Genomic DNA, 20,928 nt, shown 5'->3' on the forward strand with positions numbered 1-20,928 from the left:
TTAATGGAGAAATCTAATCGGTATGTTATACCTGAGAGAAGAGTGAGGAGTTATCCAAGGGTTGTAAAAGGAAAACCTCAAAAATACCCAAGAAAAAGCCAGTCAATCTCTTAACTGACTGGCATTAGCACATTGCGGGCTTTTTTATGACGTCAATATTCATAGATCATTTAAAACAGATACTGTCCTGCTGTGCTAATCAGGCCATATAGCGCAATCAGAATTAAAAGAGCACCACACAGCGCCAGTACCGGCCGATAACCGCGTGACAGCGTTAAACGGTAAAAACCCAAATACAACAAAGACAAAGTCAGAAAATCCAGTACAATCCAGCTGGCGGTCAGCAAGATTAGACTATCATTAAAATGATTGGTGACCTGAATAAATTGCGGGAAAAAGGCACTAAAAAACAGAATATCTTTCGGATTGGAAATCCCGACCAGAAAACCCTGCCGAAATCCGCCTACAGCGCTGGCCGTCTCCTGTTTCGGTCCGGCCGCTGCCCGGCTTTCCTTGAGAATGTCCACCCCCAAATAGGCAATATAGACACAGCCTAGCAGCTTAATTAAATCCAGCCAGAAGGCCTGAATATTGAAGATGCCTTTTAAAATCAGCACCGAGCAGGCAATTAACAGCAAAGAAGCTAAATTAGTCCCGACAATGGTCTGAAACGCCCGCCGGTAACCACCTTTGAGTCCGGCACCAATCACCAGCATCATCACCGGGCCTGGGGTGGCAATCATGATCACCACCGCCAGACAGTACAACAGATATTCAGCCATATTGATCATCTGTGGTACTCCTGCGCTACTCTTGCTTAAACCTTAGGATGAAAAACTAGTCATCCTCTTCCAGACTGACTTTTAATAAATGCTGGCTAATGCCATCGGCACGTAAAAATGCCAGGTCATAACTCGCAGTCGCCAGTGCCAGTACCCGACGCTCAAATTCCTGCCACAGTGGTTTAACCTGCGCGGCCTGAATACCAAGACCACTGTCATCGGCCAGATGCTTGTTTTTTTCACATAATTTGAGCGCATGATATAACTTGCGGCCTGCGCTGGCATCGGGACGTAAACGCACCCGCTTTGACAGGACAAAATGCTCTACCTGCGGCAAGCGGGCAAATGGCAACATTGGTACCAGAATCTGGTCCAGCTGGGCATCCAGACGCTGCCAGACAGCCGTTTGCTGTTCGGGGGTATAGCCATTCCAGCGTATCACTTCATGATTAAAACGACGACAACCACGACACACTGAATCACCAAATACCGTAGAGCAGCGGCCTGCACACGGGGTCAATGAGGTGATTCGACGATCCGTACTCAAAATATACTCCAGAAAAGCGCAGTAATGCCGGCCTGAATGCGGCCGTATTACTTTTGGTAAAATCATAGGCGAGGATAGGCATCATAGCCGACTCTATCGCAGATTTAAAACCATATTTCTGTTCTGGATTTCTCGCTATCTGGGCACTTTCACGCTAAAATATGCCCCTCAAATTTTTTATATCACATTGGAGTACTCCATGAACGCTACTGTAGAACAGCTTGCACCTGTAGAACAGCAAGCGACCTCTGGTTGGGTTGTTGCCGCACTTTATCAATTCAAAGAAGTTCAAGATCCTGCAGATCTACAACAACGTCTTTTAGACTTGGTAAACAGCATCAACCTGTGTGGTACTCTCATTGTGGCGGGTGAAGGAATTAATGGTACGGTGGCGGGCGACCGCGAAGCCATTGATCAGGTGCATCAGTTTCTTTTAAACGAAGGCTTTACCGCGATGGAATATAAAGAGTCACACAGCGCCGACAAGCCTTTCCGCAAAATGAAAATCAAGCTGAAAAAAGAAATTGTGACTTTGGGTGTAGAGGTCAAACCACGTGATCTGGTCGGCCATTATCTGGACCCGAAAGAATGGAATGAACTGATTGCACGTGATGACGTAATTTTAATTGATACCCGCAATGACTATGAATACAAGGCCGGGACTTTTAAAGGCGCGATTGATCCACAAACTGAAACCTTCCGTGAATTTCCAGACTATGTGAAAAAAGAACTGGAACAGCACAAAGACAAGAAAATTGCCATGTTCTGTACCGGTGGGATTCGCTGTGAAAAATCCACTTCGTTATTGCTACAAGAAGGCTTCCAGGAAGTTTATCATCTGAAAGGCGGTATTTTGAAATACCTCGAAGAAACCCCGGCAGAAGAAAGCCTGTGGGAAGGTGAATGTTTCGTATTTGATGGTCGTACTGCGGTTACGCATGGTGTGGAAGAAGGTCGAAATACCAAGTGTCATGCCTGTGGTTGGCCTTTACTGCCAGAAGAAGTGGCAGAACCAAGCTATGAACACGGCGTATCTTGTAAATACTGTATTGATAAAACCACAGAAAAACAGAAAGCCGGCTTCCGTATGCGTCAATCTCAGATTGCAGCGGCAAAACGCAAACGTCTGTAATAATGTAAACCAGTACAAATAATTTTACAAAAAGCCCTATTTATAGGGCTTTTTTTACGTCTGTTCACATACCAGAATCAATTCAATACCAAAGCACCCTCTGGTACTAACAGAAGCCAGTCATGCTTAGGCTAAACTCCAAATCACAACAAAAACAATGCAGTTTTATTTTGACGTACAGATTCTCACCCATGGACAAGGATTGACTTATGCAAAGAACGATAACAACACGCTATAAACACCAATTCCGTACTGCCTTACTGCAACGAGCGCATCAGCAGCAAGATCTGCAATTGCACCACCTGAAACAGCAGCTTGAACAGCGTTCACACTTGTTTATTGTGGGGTTTGGCACCGTGCTCGGCGCGATTCTGGCAATGTTTATTGCCTATCACCTTTCCAATATCTGGAGTGGTTATCTGATTGTCGCTGTCTTGCCGCTGCTGGTGGCGTATGGGCTTCGAAAAGTCTATGTGCATACCCTGTCGCATACCACTGAGGAAGATTTTTAGTTACGTTTCAGCTCTTTACTGAAAAACCAATCCTCTTTAGCATGAAGGTCTAATTTTTAGGCCTTCTTGACTTTATGAACCTGACCGAATGGATTATTTCCATTATGGAACAGCTGGGCTACTTCGGTATTGCCCTGCTTATGTTTCTGGACAACGTATTCCCCCCTATTCCTTCCGAAATTATTATGCCTTCTGCTGGTTATTCGGCCTCACAAGGTGAATTACTGTTTGTTGGTGTCGTGGTTGCCGGCTGTTTCGGTTCGCTACTGGCCGCGGCCTTGCTGTACTGGGTCGGCTATAAATTCGAACATGATGCGATTTTCCGCTTTGTCGACCGCTACGGAAAATACCTGTTCCTAAAATCGGCCGATGTCAAAAAATCACTGGACTGGTTCGAGCAGTATGGGCATCGCATTGTCTTTGCCGGACGCATGATTCCGGCGGTACGCTCTTTAATTAGTATTCCCGCCGGCATGAGCCGGATGCCCTTCTGGAAATTCATGTTCTACAGCAGCCTCGGCACCATCATCTGGACCACTTTTCTGGCTGCGGTCGGGTTTTATTTTGGCGAAAATCAGGCGCTGATGCAGAAAATTTTTAGCCAGGTCGGCTATGTCATTATTGCAATTGTGATTGCGATTATCGGCTGGATTCTATACCGTAGGTATATGCGTAAACGCGCTTCGTGATGTGCATTGGCCTGCCTATAGGCCAAACTTGGGGATTCAATGAAACACTATTTGCTGCATTTGGCTGCGGTCTACAGCATTGCGCTGGTCCTGCTGACCATGGTTCTGGTTTATGGTTTAAATCTTGGGGTATTAACCCTTTTTCCAACACTGGTGGTAGTCGCGCTGATCAATGCCAAACATTTTGTAAAACGTGAAAAACGCCTACCGACCTCAGATGAAAGAATTCAGCTGATTTGGGGCAGCAGTGCCGTGGCCATCATTATTGGCAGCCTGTTTATCTTTTTTATGGTGCTGATGAACCCCTATGCGGAGCAGATTATTCAATCGGCTGAGAAAATGGGACTGGCCCTCATGGCAGTGTTGATGCTATGTATGGTCGCCATCCATGGTGCGGTATTTTATGCCGCCTACGTCTGGTATGCCGCTTATTGCGCCAAACAGTAATAGTTAGTCGATTTTCAGACACTGTTAAATCAAATTATCCTGAAGTAAATTCTTTCGTGCAGATGGGTGACTTCCGGACAGCGCATCTGCATAGAAAATTTAACCGTATGTAAGTAAGCCCTGCTTTTCGTCACCAGAAACCGACATAAGTTATTTATCTTAACGTGAAAGGTGCAATTCTCCTGCCCGCGCTAGGTGCTGTCTGATCTAAGTTAAACCTCAAGAGATCCGCTTGATCTTAATTTTTTGATTCATTTTACTTAGATCATCATCAGCCCCAAGAGGATACAGACATGACGAATCCAGAAATAGAAACCCAGCGCCAGCAGGAACAAAAACGCGAACAGGTCAAACAGCTGCCAAAACAGCAGCAGCAACAGCTGAATGCCAACCCAAAAACCGGTGAAACCGGCACCCATCCGGTGGGTACCAGTGTCGGTGCGGTCGGCGGTGCAGCCACAGGTGCCGCAGTCGGGGCTACCACCGGCCCAATTGGCGCAGTGGTCGGAGGTACCATTGGTGCCGTGGTGGGTGGTCTGGTTGGTAAAACCGCTGCAGAAGCCGAAAACCCGACCGAAGGTGATGAAGATATTTACTGGCGTGAACACAGCCAGAGCCAGCCTTACTATACCAGCCTGCAAAACACACATCCGGACTTAAGCTATGAGCGCGATTATCAGGCCGCCTATCGGGTCGGTTATGCCCAGCGCTCACGCTATGAACCGGGTACACGCTTTGAAGATGTAGAACCCGATTTACGCAGCGAATGGGAGTCCACCAAGGGCGATACCCGTTTGGCCTGGGAAGATGCCAAACATGCGGTGCGTGATGCCTGGAACCGTATGACCCGCTAATGTAATCCGGCTATAAAAAAACACCTCCGAGGAGGTGTTTTTTTATTTATTCGGTTTGCATCAGTTTGGAGTGTGATACATCAAATACAGTTCATTAAGGTTGTCCGGAATTTCTTCCGCCAGCTCATCCATTAACTGACCATTACGACGGAAGCTTTCCATTTGCGGGTCTTCTTCATCAATGCCGCTAAACACCATGATTGGTAAAGTCAGATCTACCAGCTGTTCTTCAAATTCTGGCGTGAACCAGGCTTCTTCATTCAGGAACATGGCATCCACAAAGCCCACACTCCAGTCGCCCAAGCTCGATTCTACATCTGCTTCTTCAATTTCGAATGGAAATTCAATGCCTTCTTCATTGGCCAGGTTTTGACGAATGGATTCGAGCCAGGTTTTCACCTGCGCTACGATTTCTGCCGGCACTTTTTTCTGGTTGCCTTCAAATAGTTCATCCAGCCATTGGTCAAATTGCGGGCCGACTGCAATGGCACACAAAAAACCATGAGTGGCAGCAAAATCTAGACCGTATTCGTTCTGGTCACCATCTAGATATTCACTCAACAGGTCTAAATCTAAAGCACTCATCTTAAATCCAAAAATCGTCTATACAAGGTATAGCATAGCATTTTCCGAAGACTTTACTGAACCCAAATTTCAGTCATCTTCGTCGTCAAAATCATCTTCGTCGAAGTCATAATCAAAATCCTTGAGATCACGCTCCAGTCGACGCTGTGCCAGCAGATCATCAATCAGGCGACGTTTTTCTAACGATTCTTTCGCACTGATTTTACCTGCCGCTTCATCGAAGCTGACATCATCATCACCGTAGTTATCATCTAGTTCAAAATCTGTTGAAGACACTAAAACTACCTCAGAATGAAAAAATGTGAATGGGTTTAGCCGCTATTTATCTGCCTTTGAAAAAGTTGTCAAGTTTTATTTATATTTTTTGTTTTTCCCGACTATTTTTGGCTTGTATTTCGCGCTAAAATTTGTGTATTTATGAAGACCTTATCTGAATAAGTATAGTTTAAAGCATATGACAAGAATATTTCGCGGACAAAACGGATGCCAGACTTGAAAACCGGGCAAGATGCCCCATATTCCTATTCAGTTTTGCTTTCAAACATTTTTATAAAATCATGCTTGATTGATCAAATCAGAAACTTTTACAGCAAATTGTGCTATCATGCACGGTTTTTCACTGCCACAGATTCAACGAAGAGTAAGCAAAGATGAGCGATATGACTTCCCCTACTTCGCAAGTAGCGGCTCTGATTAGCCGAGGCAAAGAGCAAGGTTACCTAACTTATGCCGAGGTTAACGATCATCTCCCAGACTCAATCACGGAAAGCGAACAGATTGAAGACATCATCCAGATGCTTCAGGACGTGGGTATTCCTGTGCATGAACGTGCACCTGAATCTGATGATGCGATGTTCGAAGACACCACAGAAGCTGCAGATGAAGTCGCTGAAGAAGAAGCAGCGGCAGTACTGGCTTCTGTAGAAAATGAGCCTGGCCGTACCACGGACCCTGTGCGTATGTATATGCGTGAAATGGGGACCGTTGAGCTGTTAACGCGAGAAGGCGAAATTAGTATCGCGAAACGTATTGAAGAAGGCATCCGTGATGTGCTGCATTCAATTGCGTACTGGCCAAATGCCGTTGAAGTGGTTCTACAAGAATACAAAGATTATGAAAATGGCGAACGCCGCCTGGCCGATCTGCTTTCAGGTTACTTAGATCCGGAAACCGATGAAGAAATTCCGGAAGTGCTGGAAGATGAAGCCGTGCTCGACGATGAAGAAGAATCGAGCAGCAAGAGCACCAAAACCAAAGATGTCAAACTTGATGACGACGATGAAGAAGAAGAGTCAGAATCGGATGATGATTCTGAAGCGGATTCTGGTCCGGACCCTGAAATTGCCAAAGTACGTTTTGCCGAGCTGACTGAAGCCTGGAAAAACGCCAAAGACGTCATTGCAAAGCATGGCCGTAACAGCAAAGAAGCGGAAGCTGCGTTACAGGCTCTGGCCAGCGTGTTCATGATGTTCAAATTTGCGCCGCGCCTGTTTGATATTATTTCAGAAATGATTCGTGGCACGCATGACCAGATTCGTGCAGCAGAACGTGAAGTAATGCGTTATGCGGTACGTCGTGGCCGTATGGACCGTACCCAGTTCCGTACGACTTTCCCGGGTCAGGAATCTAATCCGGCATGGTTAGACGAACAGATTGCCAAAGCTCCTGCAGAGATGAAAGGCTACCTGGAAAAAGTACGTCCTGATGTACTGGCCTTCCAGCAAAAAATTGCCGACATCGAAAAAGAGCTGGGTCTGAATGTTAAAGACATTAAAGACATTGCCAAACGTATGGCAGTGGGTGAAGCCAAAGCACGTCGCGCCAAGAAAGAAATGGTTGAAGCCAACTTGCGTCTGGTGATCTCGATTGCCAAGAAATACACCAACCGCGGCTTGCAGTTCCTGGATCTGATTCAGGAAGGTAACATCGGTCTGATGAAAGCGGTAGACAAGTTTGAATACCGTCGTGGTTACAAGTTCTCGACTTATGCGACTTGGTGGATTCGTCAGGCGATCACACGTTCGATTGCCGATCAGGCACGTACCATCCGTATTCCGGTACACATGATTGAAACCATTAACAAGATTAACCGTGTTTCTCGTCAGTTGTTGCAGGAAATGGGCCGCGAACCGACACCGGAAGAACTCGGTGAACGTCTGGAAATGGACGAAGTGAAGGTACGTAAAGTCCTGAAAATTGCCAAAGAGCCAATTTCCATGGAAACGCCAATTGGTGATGATGAAGATTCGCATTTGGGTGACTTCATTGAAGACAGCAACATCACCTCTCCGGTCGATGCAGCGACTTCAGAAGGCTTAAAAGAAGCAACACGCGAAGTGCTGGAAAACCTGACTGAACGTGAAGCCAAAGTCCTGAAAATGCGTTTTGGTATTGATATGCCAACCGATCATACTCTGGAAGAAGTCGGTAAGCAGTTTGATGTGACCCGTGAACGGATCCGTCAGATTGAAGCCAAAGCCTTACGTAAATTACGTCACCCTTCCCGCTCTGAACACCTGCGTTCATTCCTGGAAAACGACTAAGTCAGCAGCGGCTTGAATTGGGATCAATCCATCCCCATTTAAGTAGCAATGCCAAAACGCCTGCGCCTTGCAGGCGTTTTCAATCTTTTGAGGTAATTATGATTGACCGCACTCCCTCTCGTGAATTACAAGAGCATCTTTGGGTTTTTCCGATGGATTACCCGATTAAACTGATTGGTCTGGCCGGTGCAGAGCTGCGTCAAGCGGTGAACGATATTTTCGTGAAACACTTCCCGGACTTTGATGGCGACAAAATGACCGTGACCCCGTCGCGTACCGGTAAATACCACTCGATTACTGCACAGCTGCGTTTCGAGGAGCTGGAACAGGTACATGCGGTCTATGCCGATTTAGCTGCCTGCCCGCTGATTAAAACCGCGCTTTAAGTTTCAAAAAAACACGCTTCATGCGTGTTTTTTTATGGCGTACCGTGCAAGCGCAGTAATTTAAAGCAGGCATACTCCTATTCCTATTCTGAATCATTATAATTCACATCAGCAGATTTCATTTTTAAGGACGCAGCCTGTGACCGATGCGCTTCAAAAACCGACCCTCATTATTCGCCAGTATTCGCAATTAACACCGTATCAAGACCGCTTTTTAGAGATGAAGCAGTTGACTGAACAGCGTGATGCCAATACCCCCGATGAGCTCTGGATTTTGCAGCATCATGAGGTGCTGACCCAAGGTCAGGCCGGCAAGGCAGAACATATTCTGATTCCCAGCCATATTCCGGTGGTACAAACCGACCGTGGTGGACAGGTGACCTGGCATGGTCCGGGCCAGCTGGTGGCGTATTTCCTGTTTGACCTGAACCGTTTGGGCTGGAATGTCCGCACGCTGGTATCGTATGCCGAAAACCTGATGATTGCGCTGCTCAAAAAATATGGCATTGAAGCTTATGCCAAAGCAGATGCGCCGGGTGTCTATGTCGCGGAGCGTAAAATTGGCTCATTGGGCTTTAAAATCCGCAAAGGCCGTAGTTACCATGGACTAGCGCTGAATATTGACTGTGATTTGAGTGGTTTTCAAACCATTAACCCCTGTGGGTATGCCGGTCTGGAAATGGTGCGCATTCAGGATTTAGTCCCAGACTATCCATCGTTTGAAACTTTATGCCGAGATATCATTGAAACTTTAGAGCACAGTGGTTACTTTAGTGAGGTTCAAACCATTCAAGCCTAAATGACTTTACTTTTGAATAAGAAATAAATTAGAGTATTTACTCTAAACCTAATAATAGATGTTAACAAAGGGACTCAGCGAGTGATTTCAAGCAAAACCGTGAAGCCCGCTTTGCAACAGGCCTATGTCAAACTCATGATGGATGTGATTGGCAGAGGTCTGGTGATGGCAAGCCAGGTCGATCAAGAAATAAAACAGGAAGTTGCAAAGTTTCCCGCAAATTTTATCCTGTCCATGAAAGTGTTTCCCAATGGACCTGCGTTCATTGCCCGGGTGACTGAAGATCATCAGCTCGAACTGCTGCCTGAACTGGATGGCAAACCCGATCTGGTCATTACCTTCAAGCATCTGACCCATGCCTTTTTGGTGTTCTCGTTTCAGGAAAGTACGGCACAGGCCTTTGCCCATGACCGCATGATTGCCGATGGTGACCTGTCTTATGCCATTCGTCTGGTGCGTTGCCTGAACAAAATGGAAGCCCTGATTTTGCCTAAACTGCTGGCAGAGCTGGCCATCAAACAATACCCATCCGAACTTAACTTAAAAGAAAAACTCAGCGGAGCTGCCCATATTTACCTGAAAGTGGCTCAGTCCTATTTCCAACGGAGTGCATAACATGGCGAAGCCTTATTACGAATTTTTTTGTCCAGTCAAAGTCATTGCCGGCAATGCCGCACTGGAACACATTCCGTTTGAATTGGTGACTTTAGGTGCGAAACGCCCGCTGATCATTACCGACAAAGGCGTCCGTGGTAATAACCTGCTGGCCCCGGTTGAGGCGGCTTTTGAATCAACCGATGCTGAAATTGGCTATATTTTTGATGATGTGCCGCAGGATTCAAGTCTGGACACGGTACGTAAAGCCGCGCAGCTGTATCGTGACCACAACTGTGATGCCATTATTGCAGTGGGTGGTGGTTCGGTGATTGACACCTCCAAAGCCACCAACATTCTGGTGACGGAAGGCGGCGATGACCTGCTAAAATATTCCGGTGCGCACAACCTGCCAAAACCGTTAAAGCCCTTCTTCGTGATTCCGACCACCTCAGGCACCGGTTCAGAAGTCACCATGGTCGCCGTGGTGTCAGATACTGAAAAGAATGTCAAAATGCCATTCGCTTCTTATTACCTGATGCCACATGCCGCGATTCTGGACCCGCGCATGACCCAGACCCTGCCACCGCATTTAACGGCAATGACAGCTATGGATGCCATGACCCATGCGGTTGAAGCCTATAGCTGCATGGCCTCGAATCCGATTTCGGATGCCTATGCCACCGCCGCGATCAAGAAAATCAGCAATAACCTGTTTAAAGTGCTGGATAATCCAAGCGATGCCTATGGCCGTCTGGAACTGGCGCAGGCCTCGACCATGGCTGGTATTGCCTTCTCCAATTCGATGGTGGGTCTGGTGCACTCTCTCGGTCATGCCTTAGGTGCAGTGGCGCATCTGCCGCATGGACTGTGCATGAACCTGTTCTTACCGTATGTGCTGGAATACAACAAAGATGTCAATGGCGACAAAATTGCCGAACTGCTGCTGCCATTGGCCGGCCCGGATATTTATGCCCAGACTCCGGCGCATCTGCGTGCCGATAAAGCCATTGCTACCCTGCTGACCATGCGCGACCGTCTGTATACCATGACCAAATTGCCACGCACCTTGAGTGAAACCGGCAAGGTTACAGAAGCGCAGCTGGATGAAGTGGCCGAAAAAGCCCTAAACGATGGCTCGATCATTTACAACCCGAAAGAAGCCAGTCTAGAAGATTTGAAATCTATCTTAAAAAAGGCTTGGTAATTTCCAGCAAATAGGCGAATATAGCCAAAATTTCTAGAAGCCTGATGTTTTTTTAAGCATCAGGCTTTTACTATACCCAAGAAAAAGTTCTTATTTATTCAGATGATTGGCATATTTTCTGCTAAAAATTTCTGAAAAAGTTACTGACAAAAGCAACCATTTTGGAGTAGATTGGCGGACTTTTGTTTTATTGATAGGGGGGATCGTTCGTCTCAAACGATCCTTAGGAACATGACTGATCCTTGATCAACGATTAAGAGGATAACGCCGTTGACAAATATCTCTGGGACTCAATCGGCAGCTAAACTGCAAAAAACGCTAGGGCTCTGGCACATCATTATTATTGGTTTAGCATATATTCAGCCAATGACCTTATTTGACACTTTCGGTTTAGTATCGGAAGAAAGTCATTTTCATGTACCCACCTCGTATATTTTTGCCTTGGTTGCAATCTTGCTGACCTCGTTAAGCTATGGTCACATGATTCGCCGCTACCCATCTTCGGGTTCTGCCTATACTTATGCGCAGAAATCCATTCACCCCAATGTCGGCTTTATGGTGGGCTGGTCGTCCTGGCTCGACTACCTGCTGTCGCCAATGGTGAATATTATTCTGGCTGTGATTTATCTGGAAGCGCTATTCCCGGATGTCAATCATTGGGTCTGGGTCATTGTGCTGACCGCGTTTATGACCGGCATCAACCTGCGCGGTGCGCGTTTTGTCGCCAACTTCAACAGTCTGATTGTATTTATCCAGCTCCTGGTCATCGCGATCTTTACCTGGATGGTATTTACCAAACTGCAGGCCGGTTTTAATGCCGATGGCCCGATTAGTGCCGAACAGCGTTATCAGCTCTGGAGCCTGGAACCATTCTGGAATGAGCTGACCTCAGTCGGTGCGCTGATTACCGGTGCTACCTTACTGTGCTTCTCCTTCACCGGTTTTGACTCGTTAAGCTCGCTGGCAGAAGAAACCAAAGATACCGAAAAGACCCTGCCAAAAGCGATTTTCCTGACTGCGTTAATTGCCGGGATCATCTTTATTGTCAGCACCTACTTCATGCAGATTTACTTCCCGAATGAACCGGGCAGCTACTTCAAAAATATTGCTGAAACTCAGCCAGAAATTCTGATGCTGGTGGGTGGTTCACTGTTCCAGTCCTATGTACTGACCTTTGCAATTGTAACGGTGATGGCTTCGGGTATTTCTGCACATGCTGGTGTATCCCGCTTAATGTACGTGATGGGCCGTGATGGCGTGATTAACAAGAAAATCTTTGGTCATATCAGCCCTCGTAACTTCACACCGTCTTATAACATTCTGATTGTGGGTGCGGTGGCCTTAACTGCGGGCTTTATGGATCTGGATTTCGTGATTTCCCTGATCAGCTTTGGTGCCCTGACTGCATTCAGTTTCGTTAACCTGTCAGTCATTTCACGCTATGCGCTACGTGATGGCCGTACCCGCAATGTTAAAGACATTCTGAACTTTGTGGTGGTGCCGCTCTGTGGTTTTATCGCGGTGTTTGCACTGTGGCTTGAAGTTGATGAAACATCATTGAAATATGGTTTATGGTGGGCAATGGCCGGTATTTTATACCTGGGTTATAAAACCAAAGGCTTTAAACACCCTGCGCCACAACACAATGAATTTGACGATAAACTCTAAGTTTAAGTCATTCAAAAAGGTGCTTCGGCACCTTTTTTGTTTCCACATTTCAGGTCAAGTTTTGACGGCTTGATCCTGCTCACTGAAAAAATAAATAGCGATAAAAAAACCAAGATCAGTGATCCTGGTTTTTTATTCTTCGCGATGATCTGCCCTAGCTTAAAGGCTGGAAACCCTGCTGACGCCAAGCTTCATAGACAATGACCGCTGTGGCATTCGACAGGTTTAAACTGCGAGAATTTTCTGCCATCGGCAAGCGAATCCAGTGCTCTTGTGGGAACATCAAACGCACATGCTCAGGCAAACCGCGGGTTTCTGGTCCCATCAACAAGGCCACAGGACGGTTTAAATCCGAAGTATGCGGGGTTTCTGTCCCCTTGGTGGTTAATGGATACACCGCATCCACACCTACGCCTTTACTGGCCAAATCGGCCAGACAGTCTTCAATTGAATCCCACAGTTGCATCCGCGCCCATTCGTGGTAATCCAGACCGGCACGTTTCAGCTTTTTATCATCCAGCTCAAAACCCAGGGGCTTGACCAGATGTAACTGAGCACCGGTATTGGCACAAAGCCGGATAATATTACCGGTATTGGCAGGAATTTCAGGCTCATATAACACAACGTGGATCACTTTTTACTCACTATCTGGTTGATTTAAGCAATTAAACTTTCTTGATGGGACAAGGATGCTGTCAGGGTTAAAGCGCTACGCAGTATTGCCCTTTTGCATCTCCGGCAACCATGATTCATCATAGCTGCCACTTGACAGGCGTAGCCTTCGTCTTGCGCTCGGGCAACACGTTGTGTTGCTTTGTCCTCTTTACTCAGGCGCAGCCTTCGCCTTGCGCTCGGGCAACACGTTGTGTTGCTTTATCCTCTTTACTCAGGCGCAGCCTTCGCCTTGCGCTCGGGCAACGCAGTGCGTTGCTTTATCCTCGCTCATGCCATTGCAGTTGTTCGCGCAGCTTCACCACTTCACCAATAATGGTCAGGGTGGGCGCCTGAATTTGATGTTCAGTGACTTTAGATGCAATATCCGCCAAAGTCCCGACCACCACTTTCTGCTCCGGTGTGGTGCCTTTAGACACCAAGGCCACTGGCATATCCGGACGCTGGCCATGGGCAATCAGTTTCTGGCAGATTTTTTCCAGTCCCACCAGTCCCATATACAGCACCAGAGTCTGGTTTTCATAGACCAGCTCGCTCCACGGCAGTTCCGGTGAACCTTCTTTTAAATGCCCGGTCAGGAAACGTACGCTTTGCGCATAGTTGCGATGGGTTAAAGGAATACCGGCATAAGCTGAACAGCCCGATGCTGCGGTAATGCCCGGCACCACCTGAAGAGCCACTCCTGCAGCAAACAGCTCTTCAATTTCTTCACCGCCACGGCCAAAAATAAACGGATCACCGCCTTTTAAACGACAAACACGTTTACCTTCCTGCGCATACTTGACTAGCAAGGCATTAATGCCCTCTTGTGGCACAGCATGGTTGGAACGTGCTTTCCCAACATAAATTTTTTCAGCATCACGGCGGCACAATTCCATAATCGGATCGGACACCAGACGATCATAAATCACCACATCGGCCTGCTGCATCAAGCGCAGTGCTTTTAAGGTCAACAGCTCCGGATCACCCGGACCGGCACCGACCAGATACACTTCGCCTTTTGGCGTGGTCCATTCCTGCAAGGCCTGCTCAATCAAACGATTGGCTTCTTGCAGATTGTCATTAAAGACCTGCTCTTTAAGCGGACTGGCATACAGGTTTTCCCAGAAAATCCGGCGTTCATCCGGATTCTGGATTTTGGCCTTAACCGCAGCACGCCATTGACCGGAAAAACTCGCCAGTTTGCCCATGCCATGCGGAATACTGGTTTCCAATTGGGTGCGAATCTGGCGCGACAACACCGGCGATGCACCATTCGTGGCCACTGAAATCAGCAAAGGCGAACGGTCGACAATAGCCGGCACCATAAAGCGGCAATGTGGCGGATCATCCACACTATTGACCAGCACATTTTCAGCTTCACAGGCCTCAAACACCTGACGGTTGATTGCTGCATCATCAGTGGCGGCAATCACCAGACGATACTGGCGCAGCGGAATTTCAGTATTGAAGGCAGCAGCCTCATAATGCCCCTGGCTCTGCTGAACCAGTTCCAGTAAAGCGGCATCAATGTCCGGCGCCACCACATCAATAATAGCGCCTGCTTTTTGCAGTAAACCGGCTTTACGGTAGGCAATATGGCCGCCACCGACAATCAGACAGCGTTGCTGTTGCAACTTTAACGAGATTGGAAAAATATCCACACACTACCTCAGTAATTTAGTTCTGATTGTCTTAAGCAAATTTTGTGCACAAATTGGTGCATCCTGTACATCGACCTGAATTTAGTCGATATATTCTGCACCACCCATGTACGGACGTATCACTTCAGGCACTTCAATTGAGCCATCCGCGCGCTGATAGTTTTCCATCACGGCCAATAAGGTGCGTCCAACCGCCAGACCTGAACCATTCAAGGTATGGACAAATTCAGTTTTCTTCTGGTCAGCACGATAACGCGCTTTCATACGACGCGCCTGGAAATCCCCCATGTTAGAACACGAAGAAATTTCACGATAGGTATTTTGACTTGGCACCCACACTTCCAGGTCATAGGTTTTGGTCGCACCAAAGCCCATATCACCACCACACAGGATGATTTTACGGTACGGCAAGCCCAGCGCCTGCAAAATGCCTTCTGCATGACCGGTCAACTCTTCCAGTGCCTGCATAGAATCTTCAGGTTTAACGATTTGCACCATTTCTACTTTATCAAACTGGTGCTGACGGATTAAACCACGCGTATCACGACCATAAGAACCAGCTTCACTACGGAAACATGGGGTATGCGCAGCATATTTCAGCGGTAAACGGTCCGCATCAATAATTTCGTCACGGACAAAGTTGGTGACTGGCACTTCCGCGGTTGGAATTAAATAGAACTCTTTTTCACCTTGCAGCTTAAACAGGTCTTCTTCAAATTTTGGTAATTGACCGGTACCGCGTAAAGAATCGGCATTGACCAGGTACGGTACATAGGCTTCGGTATAGCCATTTTTCAGGGTATGCGTATCCAGCATAAACTGGGTTAAAGCACGTTGCAGACGCGCCAATGGCCCTTTTAAAACGCTAAAGCGAGAACCGGTCAGCTTGGTCGCGGTTTCAAATTCTAGACCACCCATCCATTCGCCTAAGTCGGTATGATCTTTGATTTCAAAATCAAATTCGCGTGGTGTACCCCAGGTCAGGATTTCCACGTTATCGGCTTCATCTTTACCTTCCGGCACAGATTCATGTGGCAGGTTAGGAATAGTCAGTGATTTGGTTTCAATTTCCGCCTGTAATTCATTTAAAGCCACTTCGGCTGCTTTAATTTCATCACCAATGGCTGACATACGTGCCATGATTTCTGAAGCATCACCACCGGCTTTTTTAATCTGACCGACCTGTTTGGCACCGGCATTACGCTCGGCCTGTAGAGCTTCCGTTTTGGACTGGATTTCTTTACGGCGAGCTTCCAATGATGCCCATTCTTCTACATTGAGTTGCACACCACGTTTTGCCAAGGCTAAATTTACAGCCTCAATATTATTTCTGAGTAATTTCGGGTCGATCATAGCCAATCTTTTGTAAAGAAAAAAACTGGCTATAGTGTAAGCGCTTCGGGTTAAAAAATACAGTAATCCGCTTCACGGCTGGGGCTTATTACAGCAATCTGGCGCAGTTTTTTCACAATTTACTGGGCCGGATACTTCGGCAAACTTGGCAGATATTCAGCTTTAATCAGTTTGTCCACCGCATAATACGGCAGCTCCAGTTCCGGCATGCCTTCTGCATAGGAAGCCAGCTCATACAATGGATAGACAAACACCAGCCCATTGGCGCCATAATAAAAATTGTCACTCAGTCGCAGTTTGTCACGCTGGATGTCGTGCTCATTCAGCCAGTTGTAATTATGGTTAAACAGTTCTTGTACTAGTTTGGCTTCACTATTCGGCAGTAGAATATCCTGCAAGGCCAGACGTTTCTTGCTGTTTAAATCAAAGGTCACAAATTCCTGATGATGCATACCATGCGCCGCCCCGGCCGGATAACTATAGCTTTGCATGCTAAAGGTAGCCAGACGGCCATGCTGGCCAATATAACGTACATAGGTAGAACTCAGGCTAAGACGGTTAGGCTCCTCTGTGCTATTGGCCTCTGATGCTGACGATGCTGACGATGCTGACGATGCTGACGATGCTGACGATGCTGACGATGCTGACGATGCTGACGATGCTGACGATGCTGACGATGCTGACGCAGTAGAAGCGGCATCTTCACTAAATGCAATCGGGTCAGCCTTTTTAATCCGCTGCATAAAATACGCATTGATCCACGGCACATTGGTATTGACCGTCTGAATATCGTATTCGGTACAGCCCTCTTCATCACAGCGCTGCTGCTGTTTCAGTTCCACCGGCACCACTTTGGCCTGAATCACGGGAATGGCAGCTGCCTGAGTCTGACTTTGCTCGGCCTCCACCTGAGGTGCGGCATCCTGCTTCGGCTGACAGGCGCTTAACATTAATGCCGTGGTCAGTGCGATGGTCGTGGTGAGCAGATTTGATTTCAGATGTTGCATTGCATTTCCCCTATGTTCATGCTGTAATTTTCAGCAGTTTTCACCCCGCAAAGGCGTTGTATACGCTCAATTTAGCTATTTACCACTATATAAAACTCCTGCTGTTCGATCCTAGAGCAGTTCTGTAACCTGCGATAAAAAATGAAAAATCAACCAAAAACCATCCGCAGCGGTACATACCAAAATTTATAATATTCCATTAAAATTCATAATGATAATTTTAAAATAAAATCAAATCCTGACTGCACCCTAATCGTGCATCTGCGGCCCATTCAACGGGAAAAATAAATTATCCCAAGATTTATCCACAGAAATTGTGGATTCTTTCACAGAGCAAAAGCAGACAGATCAGCCGTGATTCTGGTTAACCCTTATTTTTGGTTGATTTTTAACCGTTTTCAGGGAGGGCAATTTTTATTGCCATTTCATGCATGTCCGCATGACCTAACTCGCTCAATTGACTTTCCGTTCAATCCTGTCATTGGGCGATTATTCACCTAAAAATAAAGGAGCTATTAAAATGGCTCCTTTATGTTTTGCTTTCACAGATAAAATCTTTTTTAAGAAATGATCAGCACCCCTTATTGATCAATAATATCTGTGCCTTTTGGTGGGGTGAAATTAAAGGTCGAGTTGGCAATGTTCGGGTTCACCTTCACATTGTTAAAACGTACATAGGTGGTTTGACCTAAAGAATCTTCCAGAATCATCAGGCTTGGTGCTTTGTTGGCACCGAAACTAATGGTCAGACTCTGGAAAGCACCGTCATCACTTTTTGGATACAGGGTGTAATAGGTTTTGCCTTTGTTTGGCTGGGTCACCCGGTATGACTGCATAATCTGGTTGGTATTGCCCGATAATAACAGTGCTGGCGTATTGGCAACCTGCTCATCCAGGTTTTGACGCACGGCCTGCTGCAAGTCCGGGTCATAAATCCAGACAGTTTTCCCTGAGGTCACAATGGTCTGTTTGGCCGGACTGGTGGTTTCCCAATAGAATTTACCCGGGCGCGCCACTTTCATTACGCCTTTAAATTCCTGATTCATATGCTGGGCAGTCAGGCCCTTGTTTTTAGGCGCTTTGCCACTGGTTTTGGTGGTCTGCTCGAAGTTGGCGGTCATACTTTTAATATGACTCAATTGTTTGACCAGATTGGCAGTGGCTTGCTGCTCCGATGCTGCCACAGGCGCAGCATACACAGTCGTACTCATCACTGGTGCCAGCGTTGCAGCACCTAATGCCATAGCACACACGGTTTGACGAAGCATTTTCATAGATTCACCTTTTATTGTTGCATATCGCAATGTATTCATGGACTCATCTTAAACCAAATAAAGTGCCTAAATTTAGAGAAAATAAGAAGTTTTGTATGTTTATTAATATCAAATGTTCTTTTTTATCCATCATCATGAAGATCAGGGTTGCTCTCTTTACCGATGCGACATGCATAAAAAAACCCACAGAAAACTGTGGGTTTTTGTTCTATTGAATCTTATTCAACAGATACGTAGCGACGGCCAAATTGACCTTTCACTTCGAATTTTACTACGCCGTCAGCAGTAGCAAATAAAGTATGGTCACGGCCCATACCTACATTTGCACCAGCGTGGAATTCTGTACCACGTTGACGAACGATGATGTTACCTGCAGTTACAGTTTGACCACCGTAAACTTTAACACCTAACATCTTAGGATTCGAATCACGACCGTTCTTAGTAGAACCACCGGCTTTTTTAGATGCCATGTCTCATTACTCCTAGTGATTAGCCTGAAATACCAGTAATTTTCAACTCGGTGAACCATTGACGGTGACCTTGTTGCTTACGGTAGTGCTTACGACGACGCATTTTGATGATGCGGATTTTGTCGTGACGGCCATGGCCAACCACTTCTGCAGTTACTTTAGCGCCAGCTACAACTGGAGCACCGATTTGAATGCTATCACCGTTTACAAGCATTAATACGTCATCAAACGTAATGGTTGCGCCAGTTTCAGCTTTCAATAATTCAACTTTAAGGGTTTCACCCTCAACTACACGGTGCTGTTTACCACCGCTTTGGATTACTGCGTACATAATGTACTCCAAACATGCCCGTGTCGTCGTGCCGGTAAAGGGATATACCGATCTTAAAACGAACGCCACTGGGGTTATACAAGGGCAGAGATTTTAAGGGATAACGCTGCAAACAACAAGAGATTTAGCCAAAATATTGCATCAGCCCGCTGTTTATTTTATAAACATGCAACGAAAAGCAACAAAAATGGTCAAAACCCTACATTTTTCATTGATCTAATCAAATTGCTTGTTAGAATCGAAAACGCCAGCATGCTGATGCTATCACCGCTGCCTGTCACCGGGAGGCCATTAGCGCCAGCACGAACAGGAAAGCAGACCATTGCCTCGTACTTCATAACGACAACCACAATGGCCGCACCGCAGATTGCAGATTTCCTGTCCAGACGTTTTTCATTGTTACACTATCGTTGTTACTTGACACAATTGAGGTTCTCTTTCACATGACCATCGACTTTAAGCAAGATATTCTCGCGCCTGTTGCTTCCGATTTTGCCGCGATGGATCAGTTTATTAATGAAGGCATTACCTCAAAAGTCGCACTGGTTATGGCGGTCAGCAAGCATGTGGTGGAAGCCGGCGGCAAACGTATGCGTCCGATTATGTGCTTACTGGCGGCCAAAGCCTGCGGCGCAGAAGATCTGGAACAGGCGCGCAGACTGGCGGCGATTATTGAAATGCTGCATACCGCAACCCTGGTGCATGATGATGTGGTCGATGAATCCGGCTTGCGTCGTGGTCGTCCAACCGCCAATGCCACCTGGAATAACCAGACCGCCGTATTGGTCGGTGATTTTCTGATTTCGCGCGCCTTTGATCTGCTGGTCGATTTAAACAACATGACCTTGCTGAAAGATTTCTCGACCGGTACCTGTGAAATTGCCGAAGGTGAAGTACTACAGTTGCAATCACAGCATCAACCGGACACCACCGAAAAGACTTATTTAGATATTATTCACGGCAAAACCTCGCGCCTGTTTGAACTGGCCACCGAAGGTGCCGCCATTTTAACCGGCAAGCCGGAATACCGTGAACCGTTACGTGTCTTTGCCGGCCATTTTGGTAATGCCTTCCAGATCATTGACGATATTCTGGATTACACCTCAGATGCTGAAACCCTGGGTAAAAATATCGGCGATGACCTGATGGAAGGTAAACCGACCTTGCCTTTAATTGCCGCCCTGAAAAATACCAGTGGTGCGCAACATGAAATTATCCGCCGCAGTATTGCTACGGGCGGAACCTCCGACCTGGCGCAGGTTATCGAGATTGTACAGACCTCTGGTGCACTGGATTATTGCCAGCAACGTGCCACGGAAGAAACCGAAGCCGCAATTGCGGCCTTAAATGCCTTGCCAGATACAATCTATCGTCAGGCCCTGGTCAATCTGGCCAAGCTGGCCCTGCACCGAATTCAATAAATAGCTTCATCC

23 protein-coding genes are annotated in these 20,928 nt (G+C 46.8%); 12 read left to right on the forward strand and 11 right to left on the reverse strand.

The window, feature by feature from the left end; translation table 11 throughout:
• Positions 1 to 170: 170 nt before the first annotated feature.
• Positions 171 to 788: a LysE family translocator gene (locus FTU55_RS10850; protein ID WP_171065068.1), complete on the reverse strand. Its 618-nt coding sequence runs from the start codon at positions 786 to 788 to the stop codon at positions 171 to 173.
• Between the two features lie 49 nt (positions 789 to 837).
• Positions 838 to 1,329, reverse strand: coding sequence for a DUF1289 domain-containing protein (locus FTU55_RS10855; RefSeq protein ID WP_180047056.1), 492 nt, complete (start codon positions 1,327 to 1,329; stop codon positions 838 to 840).
• A 199-nt stretch (positions 1,330 to 1,528) separates the two neighbouring features.
• On the opposite strand from FTU55_RS10855, the gene FTU55_RS10860 reads away from it, so the two are divergent.
• The 5 genes from FTU55_RS10860 (at position 1,529) to FTU55_RS10880 (ending at position 4,963) form a co-directional block, all read left to right on the forward strand.
• Complete coding sequence (locus tag FTU55_RS10860) at positions 1,529 to 2,461, forward strand: rhodanese-related sulfurtransferase (RefSeq protein ID WP_180047057.1); 933 nt, start codon at positions 1,529 to 1,531, stop codon at positions 2,459 to 2,461.
• A gap of 209 nt (positions 2,462 to 2,670) precedes the next feature.
• Positions 2,671 to 2,973, forward strand: a complete 303-nt coding sequence (locus FTU55_RS10865; RefSeq protein ID WP_016659901.1) for a hypothetical protein — start codon at positions 2,671 to 2,673, stop codon at positions 2,971 to 2,973.
• Between the two features lie 74 nt (positions 2,974 to 3,047).
• A complete protein-coding gene (locus FTU55_RS10870) occupies positions 3,048 to 3,662 on the forward strand; it encodes a DedA family protein (RefSeq protein ID WP_005176142.1) in 615 nt (204 codons plus the stop codon).
• A gap of 39 nt (positions 3,663 to 3,701) precedes the next feature.
• The gene (locus tag FTU55_RS10875; protein ID WP_075167535.1) at positions 3,702 to 4,109 is read left to right on the forward strand and encodes an ABZJ_00895 family protein; all 408 of its coding nucleotides are present in this window, start codon (positions 3,702 to 3,704) and stop codon (positions 4,107 to 4,109) included.
• Between the two features lie 293 nt (positions 4,110 to 4,402).
• Complete coding sequence (locus FTU55_RS10880; RefSeq protein WP_005176140.1) at positions 4,403 to 4,963, forward strand: glycine zipper domain-containing protein; 561 nt, start codon at positions 4,403 to 4,405, stop codon at positions 4,961 to 4,963.
• A 60-nt stretch (positions 4,964 to 5,023) separates the two neighbouring features.
• Here FTU55_RS10880 and FTU55_RS10885 read toward each other — a convergent pair whose 3' ends face one another.
• Positions 5,024 to 5,548, reverse strand: coding sequence for a YecA family protein (locus FTU55_RS10885; RefSeq protein WP_005176137.1), 525 nt, complete (start codon positions 5,546 to 5,548; stop codon positions 5,024 to 5,026).
• A gap of 69 nt (positions 5,549 to 5,617) precedes the next feature.
• Positions 5,618 to 5,824 (reverse strand): PA3496 family putative envelope integrity protein, encoded by a 207-nt coding sequence (locus tag FTU55_RS10890; RefSeq protein WP_005176134.1) that lies wholly within the window; start codon positions 5,822 to 5,824, stop codon positions 5,618 to 5,620.
• A gap of 374 nt (positions 5,825 to 6,198) precedes the next feature.
• Here FTU55_RS10890 and rpoD point away from each other — a divergent pair, with 374 nt between their 5' ends.
• From rpoD to FTU55_RS10920, 6 genes are all read left to right on the forward strand, one after another.
• Positions 6,199 to 8,091, forward strand: a complete 1,893-nt coding sequence (gene rpoD, locus FTU55_RS10895; protein ID WP_180006803.1) for an RNA polymerase sigma factor RpoD — start codon at positions 6,199 to 6,201, stop codon at positions 8,089 to 8,091.
• Between the two features lie 98 nt (positions 8,092 to 8,189).
• Positions 8,190 to 8,477, forward strand: coding sequence for a YbeD family protein (locus tag FTU55_RS10900; RefSeq protein ID WP_005176130.1), 288 nt, complete (start codon positions 8,190 to 8,192; stop codon positions 8,475 to 8,477).
• A gap of 139 nt (positions 8,478 to 8,616) precedes the next feature.
• Positions 8,617 to 9,276, forward strand: coding sequence for a lipoyl(octanoyl) transferase LipB (gene lipB, locus FTU55_RS10905; RefSeq protein WP_005176127.1), 660 nt, complete (start codon positions 8,617 to 8,619; stop codon positions 9,274 to 9,276).
• An 81-nt stretch (positions 9,277 to 9,357) separates the two neighbouring features.
• A complete protein-coding gene (locus tag FTU55_RS10910) occupies positions 9,358 to 9,891 on the forward strand; it encodes a hypothetical protein (protein WP_180047059.1) in 534 nt (177 codons plus the stop codon).
• Between the two features lies 1 nt (position 9,892).
• Complete coding sequence (locus tag FTU55_RS10915; RefSeq protein WP_127799636.1) at positions 9,893 to 11,077, forward strand: iron-containing alcohol dehydrogenase; 1,185 nt, start codon at positions 9,893 to 9,895, stop codon at positions 11,075 to 11,077.
• Between the two features lie 270 nt (positions 11,078 to 11,347).
• Positions 11,348 to 12,745 carry an APC family permease gene (locus FTU55_RS10920; protein ID WP_005176119.1) on the forward strand — a complete coding sequence of 466 codons (1,398 nt, stop codon included), beginning with the start codon at positions 11,348 to 11,350 and terminating at the stop codon, positions 12,743 to 12,745.
• Positions 12,746 to 12,899: 154 nt separating this feature from the next.
• Here FTU55_RS10920 and FTU55_RS10925 read toward each other — a convergent pair whose 3' ends face one another.
• The 7 genes from FTU55_RS10925 to rplU form a co-directional block, all read right to left on the reverse strand.
• Positions 12,900 to 13,379, reverse strand: a complete 480-nt coding sequence (locus tag FTU55_RS10925) for a tRNA (cytidine(34)-2'-O)-methyltransferase (protein WP_045796434.1) — start codon at positions 13,377 to 13,379, stop codon at positions 12,900 to 12,902.
• 298 nt (positions 13,380 to 13,677) lie between these two features.
• The gene (gene cysG / locus FTU55_RS10930) at positions 13,678 to 15,060 is read right to left on the reverse strand and encodes a siroheme synthase CysG (protein ID WP_180047061.1); all 1,383 of its coding nucleotides are present in this window, start codon (positions 15,058 to 15,060) and stop codon (positions 13,678 to 13,680) included.
• An 81-nt stretch (positions 15,061 to 15,141) separates the two neighbouring features.
• Positions 15,142 to 16,413 carry a serine--tRNA ligase gene (gene serS / locus FTU55_RS10935; protein ID WP_180047063.1) on the reverse strand — a complete coding sequence of 424 codons (1,272 nt, stop codon included), beginning with the start codon at positions 16,411 to 16,413 and terminating at the stop codon, positions 15,142 to 15,144.
• Positions 16,414 to 16,532: 119 nt separating this feature from the next.
• Positions 16,533 to 17,420: an RsiV family protein gene (locus FTU55_RS10940; protein WP_163146064.1), complete on the reverse strand. Its 888-nt coding sequence runs from the start codon at positions 17,418 to 17,420 to the stop codon at positions 16,533 to 16,535.
• Between the two features lie 581 nt (positions 17,421 to 18,001).
• The gene (lolA, locus tag FTU55_RS10945; protein WP_168381633.1) at positions 18,002 to 18,694 is read right to left on the reverse strand and encodes an outer membrane lipoprotein chaperone LolA; all 693 of its coding nucleotides are present in this window, start codon (positions 18,692 to 18,694) and stop codon (positions 18,002 to 18,004) included.
• Positions 18,695 to 18,912: 218 nt separating this feature from the next.
• On the reverse strand, positions 18,913 to 19,164 hold the full coding sequence (rpmA, locus tag FTU55_RS10950; RefSeq protein WP_005176106.1) for a 50S ribosomal protein L27: 252 nt from the start codon (positions 19,162 to 19,164) through the stop codon (positions 18,913 to 18,915).
• Positions 19,165 to 19,183: 19 nt separating this feature from the next.
• Entirely contained in the window at positions 19,184 to 19,495 is a 312-nt protein-coding gene (gene rplU, locus FTU55_RS10955; RefSeq protein WP_005176105.1) for a 50S ribosomal protein L21, read from the reverse strand.
• Between the two features lie 443 nt (positions 19,496 to 19,938).
• Here rplU and sdsA point away from each other — a divergent pair, with 443 nt between their 5' ends.
• Positions 19,939 to 20,916 carry an All-trans-nonaprenyl-diphosphate synthase gene (gene sdsA, locus FTU55_RS10960; RefSeq protein ID WP_168405260.1) on the forward strand — a complete coding sequence of 326 codons (978 nt, stop codon included), beginning with the start codon at positions 19,939 to 19,941 and terminating at the stop codon, positions 20,914 to 20,916.
• Positions 20,917 to 20,928: the final 12 nt, after the last annotated feature.

It is taken from the genome of Acinetobacter sp. YH12117, from assembly GCF_013418865.1.
In the GTDB taxonomy this organism is placed as follows: Bacteria; Pseudomonadota; Gammaproteobacteria; order Pseudomonadales; family Moraxellaceae; genus Acinetobacter; species Acinetobacter indicus.